Annotated in this window: 17 protein-coding genes; 8 read left to right on the forward strand and 9 right to left on the reverse strand. The window is 69.0% G+C overall.

Translation table 11 applies throughout. The features are described from left to right. Positions 1-55: 55 nt before the first annotated feature. The 4 genes from AMYAL_RS0138155 to AMYAL_RS0138170 form a co-directional block, all read right to left on the reverse strand. Complete coding sequence (locus AMYAL_RS0138155) at positions 56-820, reverse strand: siderophore-interacting protein (protein WP_020636568.1); 765 nt, start codon at positions 818-820, stop codon at positions 56-58. 189 nt (positions 821-1,009) lie between these two features. Then, positions 1,010-1,465, reverse strand: coding sequence for a flavodoxin family protein (locus AMYAL_RS0138160; protein ID WP_020636569.1), 456 nt, complete (start codon positions 1,463-1,465; stop codon positions 1,010-1,012). A 79-nt stretch (positions 1,466-1,544) separates the two neighbouring features. Beyond that, positions 1,545-2,444 carry a serine hydrolase gene (locus AMYAL_RS0138165; RefSeq protein WP_020636570.1) on the reverse strand — a complete coding sequence of 300 codons (900 nt, stop codon included), beginning with the start codon at positions 2,442-2,444 and terminating at the stop codon, positions 1,545-1,547. Next, the gene (locus AMYAL_RS0138170) at positions 2,441-3,322 is read right to left on the reverse strand and encodes a LysR family transcriptional regulator (protein WP_020636571.1); all 882 of its coding nucleotides are present in this window, start codon (positions 3,320-3,322) and stop codon (positions 2,441-2,443) included. Before AMYAL_RS0138170 ends, AMYAL_RS0138165 begins: the two co-directional genes overlap by 4 nt. Positions 3,323-3,423: 101 nt before the next feature. On the opposite strand from AMYAL_RS0138170, the gene bla reads away from it, so the two are divergent. Further along, positions 3,424-4,317, forward strand: coding sequence for a class A beta-lactamase (gene bla / locus AMYAL_RS0138175; RefSeq protein ID WP_020636572.1), 894 nt, complete (start codon positions 3,424-3,426; stop codon positions 4,315-4,317). A 49-nt stretch (positions 4,318-4,366) separates the two neighbouring features. Here the strand turns inward: bla and AMYAL_RS0138180 are convergent, their stop codons facing one another. Both AMYAL_RS0138180 and AMYAL_RS0138185 read right to left on the reverse strand, forming a co-directional pair. Further along, positions 4,367-6,241 (reverse strand): Calx-beta domain-containing protein, encoded by a 1,875-nt coding sequence (locus AMYAL_RS0138180; RefSeq protein ID WP_026467780.1) that lies wholly within the window; start codon positions 6,239-6,241, stop codon positions 4,367-4,369. A 455-nt stretch (positions 6,242-6,696) separates the two neighbouring features. Next, positions 6,697-7,173, reverse strand: a complete 477-nt coding sequence (locus AMYAL_RS0138185) for a MarR family winged helix-turn-helix transcriptional regulator (RefSeq protein WP_020636574.1) — start codon at positions 7,171-7,173, stop codon at positions 6,697-6,699. A gap of 64 nt (positions 7,174-7,237) precedes the next feature. Here AMYAL_RS0138185 and AMYAL_RS0138190 point away from each other — a divergent pair, with 64 nt between their 5' ends. The 3 genes from AMYAL_RS0138190 to AMYAL_RS0138200 all read left to right on the forward strand — a co-directional run bounded on the left by AMYAL_RS0138190 (position 7,238) and on the right by AMYAL_RS0138200 (position 9,122). Next, on the forward strand, positions 7,238-7,699 hold the full coding sequence (locus AMYAL_RS0138190; protein ID WP_020636575.1) for a Rid family hydrolase: 462 nt from the start codon (positions 7,238-7,240) through the stop codon (positions 7,697-7,699). 76 nt (positions 7,700-7,775) lie between these two features. Beyond that, positions 7,776-8,171, forward strand: a complete 396-nt coding sequence (locus AMYAL_RS0138195; RefSeq protein ID WP_026467781.1) for an ATP-binding protein — start codon at positions 7,776-7,778, stop codon at positions 8,169-8,171. Positions 8,172-8,204: 33 nt separating this feature from the next. Continuing rightward, a complete protein-coding gene (locus AMYAL_RS0138200) occupies positions 8,205-9,122 on the forward strand; it encodes a S66 peptidase family protein (RefSeq protein WP_245193278.1) in 918 nt (305 codons plus the stop codon). Positions 9,123-9,125: 3 nt separating this feature from the next. Here the strand turns inward: AMYAL_RS0138200 and AMYAL_RS0138205 are convergent, their stop codons facing one another. Then, positions 9,126-10,046: an alpha/beta hydrolase family protein gene (locus AMYAL_RS0138205; RefSeq protein WP_020636578.1), complete on the reverse strand. Its 921-nt coding sequence runs from the start codon at positions 10,044-10,046 to the stop codon at positions 9,126-9,128. A gap of 94 nt (positions 10,047-10,140) precedes the next feature. Continuing rightward, the gene (locus tag AMYAL_RS0138210) at positions 10,141-11,043 is read right to left on the reverse strand and encodes an NmrA family NAD(P)-binding protein (protein ID WP_026467782.1); all 903 of its coding nucleotides are present in this window, start codon (positions 11,041-11,043) and stop codon (positions 10,141-10,143) included. A 97-nt stretch (positions 11,044-11,140) separates the two neighbouring features. On the opposite strand from AMYAL_RS0138210, the gene AMYAL_RS0138215 reads away from it, so the two are divergent. The 4 genes from AMYAL_RS0138215 to AMYAL_RS50905 all read left to right on the forward strand — a co-directional run bounded on the left by AMYAL_RS0138215 (position 11,141) and on the right by AMYAL_RS50905 (position 13,978). Next, a complete protein-coding gene (locus AMYAL_RS0138215) occupies positions 11,141-11,698 on the forward strand; it encodes a TetR/AcrR family transcriptional regulator (protein ID WP_020636580.1) in 558 nt (185 codons plus the stop codon). Positions 11,699-12,017: 319 nt separating this feature from the next. After that, positions 12,018-12,671, forward strand: a complete 654-nt coding sequence (locus AMYAL_RS0138220) for a S1 family peptidase (protein ID WP_020636581.1) — start codon at positions 12,018-12,020, stop codon at positions 12,669-12,671. Between the two features lie 3 nt (positions 12,672-12,674). After that, positions 12,675-13,673, forward strand: coding sequence for a helix-turn-helix transcriptional regulator (locus AMYAL_RS0138225; protein ID WP_020636582.1), 999 nt, complete (start codon positions 12,675-12,677; stop codon positions 13,671-13,673). Between the two features lie 173 nt (positions 13,674-13,846). Further along, on the forward strand, positions 13,847-13,978 hold the full coding sequence (locus AMYAL_RS50905; protein WP_020636583.1) for a hypothetical protein: 132 nt from the start codon (positions 13,847-13,849) through the stop codon (positions 13,976-13,978). A 35-nt stretch (positions 13,979-14,013) separates the two neighbouring features. Here AMYAL_RS50905 and AMYAL_RS0138235 read toward each other — a convergent pair whose 3' ends face one another. Further along, complete coding sequence (locus tag AMYAL_RS0138235) at positions 14,014-14,766, reverse strand: S1 family peptidase (RefSeq protein ID WP_020636584.1); 753 nt, start codon at positions 14,764-14,766, stop codon at positions 14,014-14,016. Positions 14,767-14,820: the final 54 nt, after the last annotated feature.

Here is a 14,820-nt window from a genome sequence, read left to right on the forward strand (position 1 = left end):
CGGCCCGGAGATGGCGGATACCCGACATGGCAGGTTCTCGACACCTTTGTGGAGATCAGCCGGGGCTGGACCATCCGTGCCGCCAATATCCGGCGAAGGAGATGTCCGCCTTCGCCGCGCCCCGCTCGGAGACCAGATGACGGCGCAACGTCGTCGCCAGCCGGGATTCCCCGGCGACCCAGGTGTAAAACCGACCCGGTGGCAACTCAGCCTGCCGGACTGTCTCAAGGGCGAGAGTTCCCGGACGCCGTCCCTGGTCGTCGCGGCTGAGCCAATGGATGCGGACGCCGTCGCTGGTCTCGTATCGCCGAATGTCGGCGACCGTGGGCACTTCCAGGAAGACTTCCGCGGCAAGCGATTCCGGGGCGTCGTCGAGAATCGCCAACGCCGCGGGCAACGCGCTCTCGTCGGCGACGATGAGCTGACCACCGACGTCGTCCGGTGGCCGGTAAGTCGTGCCCATGTCGAAGATGCCGGCGGGATCCCCTGGCCCCGCGCCTCGTGCCCAGTCGCTCATCGGCGAATTCCCGTGGAGGGCGAACTCGATGTCGATCTCGTCATCGGCGGGCCTCGCCCGGCGGATGGTGAGCGTGCGCACCCACGGGCGGACCGATTTGGGCAGCATCATCACCTCGGCCATCCACGTCTCGTTCGAGAAGGTGGGCATCCGCAGCCCCTGCTGGCCCTCGCGGGGGAAGAACAGCCGCACCGTCTGGTCCGCACCGGCGACGATGAGATCTTTCAGCGCCGGGCCACCGAGGGTGACCGACGCGAAGCTCGGGCTCAGGAGGACACGCTTCCGCACTTCCAGCGTGATCATTTTGCGTGACGACGGGGTCCGAAGGCGTGGGATCACTTCACGGATCCAGTGTTTTCGCAGCTCATGACACTATTATGAGCATTTCCTCAGTTCTTGGGTACTCGCTTTCACCAGCGCGCGGGGGCAGCCGGGACCAGCGCGAAGTTCGGCTCACGAGCCTGGCTGCTCACGTTTACCGCGGCGCCCCGATCAGCCACCGGTACCTTCGGCGAACCGTCGCGCGGCCTCGAAATCCGCTGCTCCGGGACAGTCCTTGCGGATCCCGCCGACGAGCGCGAACGGCGCCCAGGTGTCGAACCCCCGGCAGGAGAACGTCCCCACCACGTCGAACCCCTTCCGGCCGAGCAGCCGCGCCAGACGACGGGTGTAGCGCCGGAAGGGCGGCTCGGGCAGGCCGCTCGTGGTGAACACGAACGCCTTCCGCCGCTGCTTCTCCGGCAGCTCCTGGACGAACCGGCGCAGACGAGGGTGGTAGTCCATGGTGAAGATCCCCGAACCGAAACCCACGAGATCACAGGCGTCGAGCTCGGCCGGGTCGGCTTCCTCGGGGCTGACGACCCGCGCTTCGAGCACCTCCGCCATGGTTTCGGCGATCCGCGCCGTGTTGCCGTGGGACACCGAGACGCACACGATGACGACCTTCATGCCGGTCCTCCCTTTCGCCGGTTCTCCTCCAGGAACCGAGCAGAAACGAAGTTCGTGACAACAAGCGCGGTGGTCCCGGTCACACCCGCAGGTGATCGCGGAGTTCCCGTGCCACGCGGGCCATCAGCACCTCGGCTTCCGGCTGGATCGCGGCGGGCACCCGCGACGCGGTCAGCGCGGCGATCGCGAAGATCCCGCCGTCGGCGTGTTCGACCACCCCGACCTCGTGCCGCATGTTCAGCACGGTGCCCGTTTTCGACGACCATTTCGTGGCGTCGGAGACGAAATCTGGGCTCAGCCGTTGACGCAGCAGGTTGAGTCCCATGAGCTCGCGCACCCTCGCCGCCACCTCTTCGTCCACTTTGGACGGCTTCCACAGCGCCTCGAGCAGGTCCACGAACGCGCGGGCCGAACCGGAACTCGCGCGCGTGATGTCGAGCTGGGGAACGGGATGTCCTTGCCCTGCCGTGCCGGCGTTGATCGCGAGCGCGTGCGCGAGATGGACGTCCGCGGGGTCGAAGCGTTCCGCCGGGGTGTCGCTGAGTTCCGCGACCGGATGCCGCGCGGTGATCCCGGAAACGCCCCACGCCCGCGTCATCCTGGTGACCTCGGCGGGAGGTGTCAGCGCGAAGAGCGTGTCCGCCGCGGTTTCGTCGCTGATGGCCATCGTGAGGTAGAGCAGGTCGTCGACGGCCACCCTGGCCGGATGCCGGAACCGGGTCAGCCCGGTCGGCCCCGGCATGGTGGCCCGGCCCGGCTGGACGTCGATCGGCGCCGAACCGTCCAGTTCGCCCCGGTGGATCCGCTCCAGGGTGGCCGTCGCGAGCGGGATCTTCACCAGCGAGGCGCTCGGGAACTCCAGCTCGGGATCGATGCCGATCTCGGTTCCGGTCCGCAGGTCCCGCACCAGGAACGAGCCCCGCAGGCCGCCGTCGTCGAGTTCGGCGCGCAACCGAGGGAGCAGCGTTTCCGGGTTCATGTCGTCTCCTCCGCGCCGAGACACCGGGCGATGTCGGACCACAATCGTGCCCGGATCCGCTGCGCGTCCTCACCCAGCCCCGCCGTGATCTCGTAGCCGCGGGCGAGCTGGATCTCGCCGATGGTCCTCCATGCCAAGCCGAGTTCGGCGGCCTGGGCGGTCGAACACAGCAGCAGATCGTCCGAGCCGAACACGGCCGCCGCGGCGGCGGTGAGCGAATCGGCGACGGAGACCTGCGCGGGCCGCAGTCCCACCGAGTCGCGGATCCGGAACAGGCGGTCGCGGATCGGCGGGACGTCGTCCTCGGGCTGGACCCAGACCCGGCGGGGCACGCCGCCGGAGCGGCCGACCCGCAGCGTCTCCAGATGCAGTGAACCCGCTCGCGGTCCGCCGGTTCCGGCCAGGCCGAGGGTGACCTTCCAAGTGCCTTCTTCGGCGGGGACGGCCGTCAGCGCCGCGCGAACCTCCTGCGTGCGCACGAGTTCCGCCCGTTCCCTCGGCAGGGCCTGCCGGAACTCGAGGAAGACGTCCAGCGCCCGTGCCGCCGCGTCGAGTTCGGCGAGCTCGCGGGTGGTGCAGGTTTCCGGTACCGCGAGCCGCAGCGGACGCAGCCTGGCGCGGTGCGCGTCGTGCTCCATGGCGTCGGCCAAGGCCACCAGCCGTTTCGCCGACGGCAGCATGTCCTGCCCGAACGGGGTGAGCCGGGCGCGCCGGGTGGAGCGGTCGAACAGCCGCTCGCCGAAATGCCGTTCCAGCGCGGCGATCCGACGGCTCGCCACCGGTTGGGGGATGCGGGCGAGCGCGGCTCCCGCGGTGAAGGTCCCGGCCTCACTCACGCTCACGAACGCCCGGCAGCTGCCGATCAGGTCCACGACCACATACTATGCCGGTTTCGCATGGAAGAGGACATTAGTGTCTTGGACAGCATGAACGACGATGGCGAGACTTCGGGCATCGAACGATCTCGAAAGGAATCACCGTGTCCGTCACTTCTCGCCGGTGGGCGGCCCTGCTGGCGCTCTCGGCCGTGTCACTCGCCGCGTGTTCCACGCCCGCTCCCGCGTCGGCGCCTGCCTCAGCCACCCCGGTCGCGGCCGCCGCGCGAACCGACTTCGAGCAGCTCGAACGCACCTTCGGCGCCCGGATCGGGGTGTACGCGGTGGACACCGCGACCGGCCGCGAGGTCGCCTTCCGCGCCGACGAACGGTTCGCCTACGCCTCGACGCACAAGGTGTTCACCGCCGGCGGTGTCCTGCAGCGAACGCCGCTCGCCGACCTGGACCGGACGGTGACCTACAGCGAGAAGGACCTGGTCTCCAACTCACCGGTCACCGAGAAGCACGTCGCGACGGGCATGCCGCTGCGCGCGGTCATGGACGCCACCCTTCGCTACAGCGACAACACCGGCGGGAACCTGCTCTTCCGCGAACTCGGCGGACCCGAGGGCCTCAACGCCGTGCTGCGGGGAATCGGCGACACCACGAGCCACGCCGACCGGATCGAACCCGAACTCAACGACACCTTCCCCGGCGACCAGCGGGACACCAGCACACCGCGCGCCCTCGCCGTGGGCCTGCGTGCTTTCGCTCTCGGCACCGCGCTGCCCGAGGACAAACGCAAGGTCCTCGTCGACATGATGCGCGCCAACACCACCGGCGACGAGAACATCCGCGCCGGGGTTCCCGGCTGGCCGGTCGCCGACAAGACCGGCACGGCGGGTTATGGAACGCGCAACGACATCGGGGTCGTGTGGCCGCCGAACCGGGCGCCGATCGTCATCTCGGTCCTGACCGACCGGACCGCCAAGGACGCGAAGATCGACAACAAGCTGCTCGCGCAAGCCACCGCGGCGGCCGTCAAGGTCCTCCCCTGACCGATCGGGCGGACGGGAGATGTCCCGTCCGCCCGGCCGGTTCACCGGTTCAGCGCCGGCAGGGGTTGCCCGCCGGATGCGCGGCGGTGCCGTGCACGTCGGCCTGGGATTCCGCGAGCACGATCTTCGCGAGCGCGGTGTCCAGTGCGACGGCCTGCTGCTTCACGACGCCGTTCGCCACCGTCTGGCCGTTGAGCTTCAGCGAGCCGATGACCAGCGGGATGGTCAGCGGCGCCGAGCCCACCGTGATCGACTCACCGTTGATCTTCAGCGAGGCGACGTTCGAACTGCCTGCCAGAACCGAGGCGAGCCCGCCCGGCGACGGCTGGCAGGTCGCCGTGGCCTGCGACTGGATCACGCCGAGTTCGATGTTCAGCCCGAGCGTGCTGATCACCGTCTTGTCGATCTTGGCCGACGCCAGCGCGCGATCGCCCGCGGCCGGAGCCGCCGACTGGTCGTCCGGCGTGAGATCGGTCGACGCGGTCAGCACCTGGGTCTCCACCTTGATCAGACCCGCGTTGAGCGTCGCGGCGGCGACGGTGCGGTTGTCGTCGGCACACGGCAGGTTCGCCGGGTTCGCCTGCGCCGCGGTCACCCCGAGGACGTTCGCCGCGGTGCCCGTGCAGGAGAAGACGCCATCACGGTCGTCGTCGACGATCGTGCCGACCCCGGTCGGATCGACCAGCCCGGCGCCCGAGGGGGCCGAGAGAGTCACCGTGAACGTCTCGTTCGGCTCGTCGACGGTGTCCGGATTGACCAGCACGGTCACCGGCTTGGCCGTCTGGCCAGGGGAGAACGTGACGGTGCCACTCGCCGCCGCGTAATCGGCGGGTGCGGTCGCGGTGCCGTTGGCGGTCGCGTACTTGACCGTCACCGGATTCGGGCTGGGGCCGCCGAGCAGCGACACCGTGAACGTCGCCGGGACCTGCGCGCCACCCGAGCCTTCGTCGACCACCACGTCGTTGATGCTCAAGCCGAGCACGCGCACGGTCGTGGTCTCGATGTACCCCCGCGAAACACCGTCGACCTGGTAGTCGACGACACAGTGATAGGTACCGGGGGCGGCGCCGGCCGAAGCCTTGATCGTCTCGGTGAACGAGGCGACGTCGCCACTGGTCACCTTGATGCTGCCGGGGTCGTTGGTGACCGTGAGCTGCGGGTCGCAACTGGTGACCTTCGGGGTCACCGTGACCTCGATGGACTTGATGCCGTCCAGGATCGCCTGGGAGACCTGCCCGGCGGGGACGTTGTTCAGCAGCACGCCCCCCGTGGCCGAGGTGATCGCGGTGGCCTGCCCGGTGGAGTCGAGTGCCCCGACGTTGATGGCGACCACGCGGATCTTCGCCGCCTGAAGCGCCGCGATCGTCTGGGCCAGGTCGTGCCCGCCGCTCGGATCGTGCGACGGCGCGTCGCCGAACCACGCGATGATGCGGGTGCCGTCCGGCCGGAAGTCGACCGCACCGGTGGCCAGCTGGTAAAGCGCGTTCAGGTTCGCTTCCGGCGTGTCCCCGCCGCCCGAGGCCAACCACTGGTTGATCCCCGACTGGACGGCGGCCGGGTCGCCGGTGATGCCCTGGTTGACCTTGAACGGCACCGAGTCGGTGAAGTCCTTGTACTCGGCGACGCCGAACTGCGCGGTCGGCTGCGCGGCGAGCACGTCACCGGTGATGGCGTTGGCGTTCGAGCGGACGTTGCCGATCGGTCCGCCCATGCTGCCGGTGGTGTCGGCGAGCAGGACGAGGTCGGGGTTCGGCGGCACCGCCGAGGTGGTCACGTTCTTGGTGATGTTCGTGCTCTGCCCGGCGGTGAGGGTGAGATCGACCGTGGCCGGGTCCACCCCCGGCGGGGCCGCGGCGGCGACCGCGGTGGACGCGAGCATCGCCGCGACGGCGGTCATGACGACGATCAGTGGTCTTCGCGACATGGATTTCCCTTTCGAGACCCGGCTGGAGCCGGAATTCCTGTGGGCTTCCTGAGAAAGACGGAACAATCCGTATTTCGTTAGCGCATGACGCGAACGTCACCCGGAGCGCCGCATGTCAAGCTGCTCAACGGGCTGTTACCGCGAATCCGGGCTACTCGGACCATGTCCGCGTTACGCCAAGAAGTGGAAAGATCTCCGATATCCCTCACTCACGAGCGTGAGAAAAGACAGCGTTTCTCACGGTTTCCGTGATCCCTTCGCCGCTCCAAAACCGATTTCGCAGGGTTCTTCCCCGGCGAATACGCACCGAATGTCGCAACGTCGGCGCCCGCCGAAACCTCGGCGAGACCTGGACCGAGGGGTCGACTCCGACGTCCGGGCACTGTCCCGAGCGCCACGCTCGAGACGTTGAGCGTCTCAGGCGAGGCGCACGAGACACTCGATACCGTGGCCGCCTAGGCGAGGTCGACGGGCCGCGTCCGCAGCTTGGCGGCGATGCGGGCCAGCGCCTCCTGGTCCTCCTCGGTCAGCGGGTCGAGTACGAGATCCCGCACCGAGCGGACGTGGGTGGGCGCCGCCGCGACGACCACGTCGTACCCGTCGTCGGTGAGCACGGCGAGGGTGTACCGGCCGTCCTCGGGGTCGGGTATTCGCCGGACCCACCCTCGCTGCTCGAAGCGTTTGACCACATTGGACAGTCGGGAGAGCGAACCGTTGGCGAGATAGGCCAGCTCACTCATCCGCAGCCGCCGTTCCGGGGCTTCCGAAATATGACTGAGGGTCAGGTACTCGAACAGCGTCAGCCCGGCGTCCTGCTGCAGTGGCGACTCCAGCCGTCCCGGCAACAGGAGGACCAGGGAGACCAGTCCGGTCCAGGCCTCTTTTTCGGCAGAGGTCAGCCACAGCGCTTCGTCCGGGTCTGGGGCGGCCATGCCGGAACCATACCGAGAACCGCGCGACTTCACGCGTGAAGTCAGATCGTGCTACGTTGACTTCATGCATGAAGTCAACGAGAACACTGTCCAGCCCCAGCCCCGGTTCTTCGTCACCCCCGGCCATGGCGAACGGCTCCTGCCCGAGATGCGCTACAGCCAAGCGGTGCGCGTCGGCGATCGCGTCGAGATCTCGGGACAGGGAGGCTGGGCCGACGACCTGCCCTTTCCCACCTTCCCCGAGGACCTCGAAGCCGAAATCGTCCAGACCTTCGAGAACGTCGGGAAGGCCCTCGCCGGCGCGGGTGCCACCTGGCGCGACGTCATCTCCGTGGAGTCTTACCACGTCCCGGAAACGCCCGGTTTCATCGGCGAGACCCACGGCCGCGTCATGGTCGAACAGTTCCGCAAGCACATGGGCGACCGCGCGCCGATCTGGACCGAGCTCGGCGTCCCCGCCCTCGGTGCCCCTGGAATGCGGGTGGAGATCAAGGTCACCGCGATCGCCAAATCTTCCCGCGTGTGAACGCCGTGCCCCTTGGGTACTACCCGAGTGCGCCCATGCTCTTGGCCCAGCTGGGAAACCCGCTAAGGAGACACGCGTGGGTACTACGGGAACACGGCAAGCTTACGAATTCCCCACGGGCTGCGCCCCGCCCTTGGGACAGATCCGGGCCTGGCTGCGAGAGCAGCTGAGCGAGACCGGGCGCATCACCATCGCGGACACCGAACTGCTGACCACGGAACTGGTCACCAACGCGCACGAACACGCGGACGGCGCCGCCGAACTCAGGGTGTTCCTGCCCTCGGGCCGGGACGTCGTCCGCGTGGAAGTCGACGACCGCCGCCCGCACCTGCGCCCGTGCCGACCGGCGAAACCGGATCCGACGAGCCCGCACGGGCGGGGGCTGGCCTTGGTCGAGGCGATCAGCACCGAATGGGGCGTGGACACCGGCGAGGGATACAAAACGGTGTGGGCGGAGATCCCGGTGCTCTGACACGATCATCCGGTGACAGCTTCACATCATCCGGTGACAGCTTCACGAAGCGCCCTGATGGCACCGATGCTGCGGCCGGGTGATCGTGTCCGCCTCGTCTCCCCCGCCAGTTATCCGAGCCCCGAGCTTCTCGCCGAGAGCGTGACGGTCCTGGAAAGCTGGGGACTGGTGGTCGAAATCGGCGCGCACGCGCTCGATCAGTGGGGTTATATGGCGGGCCGGGACGAAGACCGCCTGGCCGACCTCGACGACGCGTTCCGCGATCCCGGTGTCCGGGCGGTGATCGCCAGCCGCGGCGGCGCGGGGGCGTACCGCATCGCCGACGACATCGACTTCGCGGCGGTCCGGGCCGATCCCAAGCCGATGGTCGGTTTCAGCGACATCACCGCCCTGCACCTCGCGCTGTGGCGCCATTGCGGACTGACGGGAATCCACGGTTACCTGACGGGCTCCCGTTCCTCGGCCGCCACCCGGCGGTTGCTGATGAGCGGCGAGCCCACCGTCCTGCACCGTGACCCACTGGCGATGACCGTCGCGGCCGAAGTACCCGGCACCACCACCGGTGACCTCGTCGGCGGGCACCTCGGCACCGTCGCCCATGCCGTCGGCACCGTGCTGCCGTCACTGGCGGGCACCATCCTGTTCCTCGAAGCCGAGCTGGCCATCGGCCTCGGGCACGTCGACCGGCAGTTGACCCAGCTGATCCGGTCCGGCGCGCTCCAAGGCTTACGCGGTGTCGTGCTCGGCCGGTTTCCGGGTTTCGAGGACTACACCGATCGCGGCTGGACCCTCGTCGACGTCTTCAGGGACCGGCTGGGTTCCTTGGGCGTCCCCGTACTCGGCGGGATCGACGTCGGGCACGGCCCCGATCCCCTGTCCCTGCCGCTGGGACCGGCCGCCGTCCTCGACACGGCCGCCGGAACGCTCACCGTCGGACCGGTGGTGCGCTGAGATCTACTTCTCCTCGACCCGGCCGAGCGCGAGTTCTCCGCACGCCACCTGCCAGGCGGTGTCGCCGGGGTTGAGCTCGGAACGAAGGTAGGCCCAGGTGAGGCGCTGCACCGCGGCCACGCGGTCCGGGTTCTCGTCCGTCGTCTCGGCGACGTCGTAGCCGGAGATCCCGCCGAGCCCGTGCTCCGCGCCGAACAGGGTGAGCAGCGTTTTACGGCCGGGGGAAAGGAAATACGGGTCGGTGTGCCATTCCGGGCCGCGGACCGTCAGGTGGGTGGAGGAGTCCTTGTCCCCGGCGACGACGAGTGCGGGCGTCGCCATCGCTGAGAAGTCCGTGCTGAGGAAGAAGGGATAGTGCTCGGCCACGAATCCGGTGACGGCGTCGCCACCGCGACCGGGCGCGGCGAGCAGCACACCGGCGGAGATCCGGGACTCGGTGAGATCCACTTCCGCACCGCTGCGGGGATCGGTGTAGCGCGCGCCCAGCAGGAGACTCGCGGTGTGCCCGCCCATCGAATGCCCGGCCACGGCGACCTTGCTCCGGTCCAGCCTGCCGCGCAGCTGGGGAACGGCGTCCTCGATCTCGTCGAGCCGGTCGAGGATCCTGGTCATGTCCTCGGCCCTGGATCGTTGGTACAGCGGCGCTTCCGGATCGCCGGACGCCAGGTTCAGCGTCCGCGAGCTCAGATGAGTGGGCTGGATGACGACGAAGCCGTGCGCCGCCCAGTAGTTCACGAGCGGGGCGTAGCCGTTCAGCGACGAGAGATGGTTCGAGGGGCCCTGACCGTGTGACAGCAAGATGATCGGCAGCTCGCTTCCGGTCGTCGGCGCGGAAACACGCAGCCGCAGGTCCACGGCCCGATCCGGCGTCGGCAGCACCACCGGAGCGACCGAGTGGACGGGTGCGGAGGTCGTAGTGCTCATGACGAGTCTTCCCTTGTGTGTCGGCACCGCACTAAGCGGAGCACTGTTCCACAAACATACGGAGCAGCGCTCCGCTTTGTCAAACGATCACGCACTACGCGAGGTGGTCACGCGCCCAGGCCGCGAAGCCGGTGAGCGGGACGCCGAATTCCCGCGCGTACCGCGGCCGCGCCGGCTGGCCGATCACGTTCAGCCACTCGTGCGAGGCACCCATCGGCGGCATTCCGGCGGCGACCGCCTGCTCCACGGTCATGTCCGGGGCGGACAGCCGGGTGCCCAGCACGCCGGACAGGATCTCGGCGATCTCCGTCATGGTCAGGAAGTCGCTCGCGAGCTCGAGTTCGAGCCCGCTGAACCGCTCCGGTTCGGCGATGGCCGCGGCGGCCGCGGCGCCGATGTCGTCCACGGCGGCCAGCGAAAGGCTCGTCGACGGCTTGATGACGCTCACCAGGCCGCCCTCGACCCCGCGCGGGAACAGGAACTTCATGTCGGGCAGGAAGTTCTCCATGAAGAATCCCGGCTTGAGCAACGTCCACCGCGGAAAGCCCGCTTCACGGAGCCGGTCCTGGATCGCAGCCTTGGCGCCCAGGGTGGGTTCCATCGAAGCCCAGCGGCCCTCGGCCCATCCGGCCGCCTCGACATGCCGGCCCGCCCCGGAGACGGAAGTGTGCACGAACTGCGGCACTCTGGCCGCCTTCGCGCCCTCGATGAGGTTGACGCCTTGGGTCACCTCCCCGGCGAAGTCGAATCCCTCCGCGCTCACGCCGGGCATCTGCACCGAAAAGACGGCGCGAGCGCCCTTGGCGGCCCGGATCACGGAATCGGCGTCGTGGAGATCGCCGACGACGAGTTCGGCGCCGAGTGCTTCGACGGCCTTCGCCCTGGCCGGATCGCGCACCAGCGCGCGGACGGGAACGCCCGCCGCGAGCAGGGCACGGGCGGTCGCACCACCCTGCCTGCCGGTGGCTCCGGTGACCAAAACGGGTGCTGAAGACATGTTCACTCCTTCGGGCAGATAAGTGGCGGGGCCCGCCGTTTATCCTCCGCTACCATATGGCGGGGCCCGCCACTTACGCAAACACCGAGGTGAAGACATGTCCGACGGCCGACGCGCCGACGCACGGCGCAACTACGCGCGCATCCTGGCGGTGGCCGAGGACGAAGTCGCGGCCCACGGCTCGGGCGCCTCACTGGAGCAGATCGCCCGCACCGCCGACGTCGGCTCGGCGACCGTGCGCCGCCACTTCCCCACGCGCCGGGCCCTCCTGGAGGCGGTCTCCGCGAAACGGATCGCGGCGCTGTGCGCTCGCGCCGTCGAACTGACCGGCGAGGAAGACAGCCGCGAGGCGCTCCTGACCTGGCTCGACGAGGTCGTCACCTACTGTGTCTCCGCCCGCGGGCTGGCGGCCGCGCTCTCCTACGACGGTCCCCCGGTACACGAGAACTCCTGTGCCGCCGCCATCGAAGAAGCCGGGGACTCGCTCCTGCGGCGGGCCGCGCGGGACGGTGCGGTGGCGCCGGAAACCACCGTCGCGGACCTGATCACGCTGATCGTCGGCATCGTCCTGGCCACCGAGCACTACCCGGACCCCGCCGCACAGGCGGACCGGCTGTTCCGGCTGACCGTGGCGGGTATGAGCCCCCGGACGTGAAAGGGCCGGACCGGGCCATCCTCTTCGCCGAAGAACTGCCCCCGGCCGTCCGGGAAACGAACGACGCGCGATTAGCGAGTTTTCCCGCGCGTGACACAGCGGTGCCATCGGCACTCCCGTGCCGAAAGTCCGGGCCCCCTGCCGCCCGGCGCGGCCTTCTCCCGTCTTTAGTCGCTATCACCAGCCGTATCAGCCTGCCTAGCATGGGAAAACCGGCATCGGATCCGGCCGGGTGACCCCTGGCGATCCCGCCGCGGAAAAAAGGGGCGCCCCGTCGATTTCCCGTTTCTTCCGGTATTTCCCTGCATTGGAAGGCACCATGCGCATCCGAGGTCTTCTCACCGCGTTGCTCTGCGCGGCCGGACTCGCGACGGTCGCGCCCGCCGCCGGCGCGGCCCCCATCATCGACGGCGAATACGCCCGGTCCGGGCCGTGGGCCGCCATGATCGAGCAGAACGGCGAGCAGTGGTGCTCCGGTTCGATCATCGGCGCACGCTGGGTGCTCACCGCCCGGCACTGCATCGACGAACCCGGCGCCGAATACTCGGTCCGTGTCGGCGATGTCGACCATCGGGCCGGAACCTACGCCGTGGCAGCCGGCATCTACACGCCCTCGAGCGGTGCCGACATCGCGCTGCTGCGGCTCGACCGTTCGGTCAGCGCGACATACGCGTCCCTCGGCACTTCTGTCGCCGTCGGTGACACCGAAAACGTTTATGGCTGGGGCTACAACGAAGACGGCGACCTGCAGCGGTACCTGAAGGTCGCCCAGATGAAGGTGACCAGTGTCGGGAGCGGACTGATCAAGGCGCGCCGGGGCGACGGCCTGACCAACGGCGGCGACTCGGGCGGGCCGGTCTTCGTCGGCGGCAAACAGGTCGGGGTGCACATTGCCGGGAACAAGGTGGACAGCTCGACGCATACCGCCATCTCGGCGAACCGCACCTGGATCCGCGACACGTCAGGCGTCTAGGCCGTGACATCGGCGACTCCCCGTGACGGGCTCGGCGCGCAGCTGCTCAGGCTCGGTCTCGGGGAGCCCGCCGCCCGGATCTACCGCCGGATGCTCGAAAGCGCGCCCGTGACCGCCGAGGAACTGGCCTGGCAGGAGGACGACACGGAGACCGCTCAGCTGGCATTGAAGGAGCTGACGGACGCGGGGCTCGCGGTGTCGTCCGGAGTGGACGGCGCCGAGTTCCTCCCCGCGAATCCCGGTGAGGCGCTGGCCGCGCTGACCACGCGACGGCAGGCCGAACTGCACGACGCGCGGCTCGCGGTCCAGACCGCGTACCGTGCCTTCCGGCGAGCGCATTCGGGCATGCCGCACGCGCAGGACCTGCTCGAAGTGGTCACCGGCGACGCGATCCTCCCCCGGTTGCAGCACCTCGCGTCCCTGGTGCGATACCAGGTTCGCCGTCTCGATTCCCCGCCCTATTTCACCGGCGGCCGCCGGAATCTCCTCGAGGAAGAGCAATTGCGGCGCGGGATCACCTACCGGTGTGTCTACAGTGGAGCGTCGATGGGCGATCCCGGCTATCTCACCGCGAACATCCTGCCGTGCCTGCGAGCCGGTGAACAGGGCAGGCTGCTGCCCGAACTCCCGGTGAAACTGACGCTGTTCGACGACCGGGCGGCCACCATCGCGCTGACCATCCGTGAGGCCGACCGCAATCAGTCCATCGTGATCGTGCGCCCCTGCAGCCTCTTCTCGGCGCTGGAGGGGTTGTTCGAAACCTCGTGGGCGGCGGCGCTCCCGCTCGACCAGCGAGGACAGACCTCCGAGCGGCAGATCCGGCCGATCGAGCGAGAGCTGCTGATCCTGCTCGCCGCCGGGCGCAAGGACGACGAGATCGCCGCCGAACTCGGCGTCAGCAGGCGCACCCTGTTCCGCTATCTCGAAACCCTGATGGACCGCGCGGGTGTCTCCAGCCGGTTCCAGCTGGGGGTCTTCGCCGCGCACAACAGCTGGCTCTGACCGGCCCGGCCACGCGTTTCGTCCTCTGGACGCGGTCGTCCGCGATACGAACCATCGCCCCCGGAGGACGAAATGCGGGATGCTCTCACCCGGATGGGGTCACCCTGGCAGATCGTCCCCGCTGCGGAGAAGGCCGGAGAAGCGGAAGATGATCTTGAAAGGAGGGCGGCATCATGGGGAATCACCGACAGCACAACGGGACAGCGTCGCTCCGGATCGCCGGAGCCGGACTGCGGGTGGTCGCGATCGTCGTCGCGGTCGCGGCCTGCGCCTGGCTGGCGCTCTGGCTCGCGTTCACCCTCTGAGTCAGCCCGGCTCCGCCTACGGCCGAAACGACCCGCTACCCCGTCTGGGTGGCGATCCAGTCCGCGATGGCGTCCGCGCGGGACGTCGTCTCGATCCCGGCGTGCGGGCAGTCCGGCCCGGTGGCCTCCAGGGAGACCAGCGCGCCGCTCTTGCCTCCGGGGACGAAGTACGGCGCGCCCGAGTCGTACGTGCAGGCGCTGGTCGTGATCGACGGCGCCGCGCCGCGGACACCGATCGTCGTCGGGGCCACCGTCGCCACCTGCACCGTTCCTTGCTGCATCCTTGTCGCCGGAGCGGGATTCGTGGCCGTCAGGCTCCCCCAGCCCGCCAAGGTCAGCTGCAGACCGACCTGCGGGACAGCCCGGTTCACCGTCAGCGGGACCACCGTGGTCACCGGAGTGTCCAGTTTGATGAGGGCGACGTCGTTTTCCTTCGCCTGCAGCACTTCGGTCGCCTTGCGGGCCACACCTGATTCGGTCGCCTCGTCGACGAGACCCAACGTCACCGTCGTCGGGTACGGCACCTTGCCCGAAACCCGCTTGCGGTGCGCGTCGTGGAAGCAGTGCCCGGTGGTGACGACCCAGCCCGGCGCGATCAGCGCGCCCGTGCAGAAACTGCCGTAGGTAGAGCCGTCCGGACGAGGGATCTTCGTCATCGCGATCTTCGCGACGAACCCGAACTGCCCCGGTGGGACGTCGGTGCCGTGGGCGACGTCCGAGCCCGCGAGGGCGGTCGGAGCGGTGGTGATGGTCAGGACAGCAGCGGCCAGCAGGGCGCGCAGACGCAATTTCTTACCCTTCGTCGATGAGTCTCCGAGGCTAAGACCACCGCGCCGACAAGG

Origin of the sequence: Amycolatopsis alba DSM 44262 (genome assembly GCF_000384215.1) — a bacterium.
GTDB classification, from domain to species: Bacteria; Actinomycetota; Actinomycetes; order Mycobacteriales; family Pseudonocardiaceae; genus Amycolatopsis; species Amycolatopsis alba.

Coding starts and splice junctions, on each gene's coding strand:
- AMYAL_RS0138155 (WP_020636568.1), bottom strand. CDS start 820: ATGATCACGCTGGAAGTGCGGAAGCGTGTCCTCCTGAGCCCGAGCTTC.
- AMYAL_RS0138160 (WP_020636569.1), bottom strand. CDS start 1,465: ATGAAGGTCGTCATCGTGTGCGTCTCGGTGTCCCACGGCAACACGGCG.
- AMYAL_RS0138165 (WP_020636570.1), bottom strand. CDS start 2,444: ATGAACCCGGAAACGCTGCTCCCTCGGTTGCGCGCCGAACTCGACGAC.
- AMYAL_RS0138180 (WP_026467780.1), bottom strand. CDS start 6,241: ATGTCGCGAAGACCACTGATCGTCGTCATGACCGCCGTCGCGGCGATG.
- AMYAL_RS0138185 (WP_020636574.1), bottom strand. CDS start 7,173: ATGGCCGCCCCAGACCCGGACGAAGCGCTGTGGCTGACCTCTGCCGAA.
- AMYAL_RS0138190 (WP_020636575.1), top strand. CDS start 7,238: ATGCATGAAGTCAACGAGAACACTGTCCAGCCCCAGCCCCGGTTCTTC.
- AMYAL_RS0138205 (WP_020636578.1), bottom strand. CDS start 10,046: ATGAGCACTACGACCTCCGCACCCGTCCACTCGGTCGCTCCGGTGGTG.
- AMYAL_RS0138210 (WP_026467782.1), bottom strand. CDS start 11,043: ATGTCTTCAGCACCCGTTTTGGTCACCGGAGCCACCGGCAGGCAGGGT.
- AMYAL_RS0138215 (WP_020636580.1), top strand. CDS start 11,141: ATGTCCGACGGCCGACGCGCCGACGCACGGCGCAACTACGCGCGCATC.
- AMYAL_RS0138220 (WP_020636581.1), top strand. CDS start 12,018: ATGCGCATCCGAGGTCTTCTCACCGCGTTGCTCTGCGCGGCCGGACTC.
- AMYAL_RS50905 (WP_020636583.1), top strand. CDS start 13,847: ATGGGGAATCACCGACAGCACAACGGGACAGCGTCGCTCCGGATCGCC.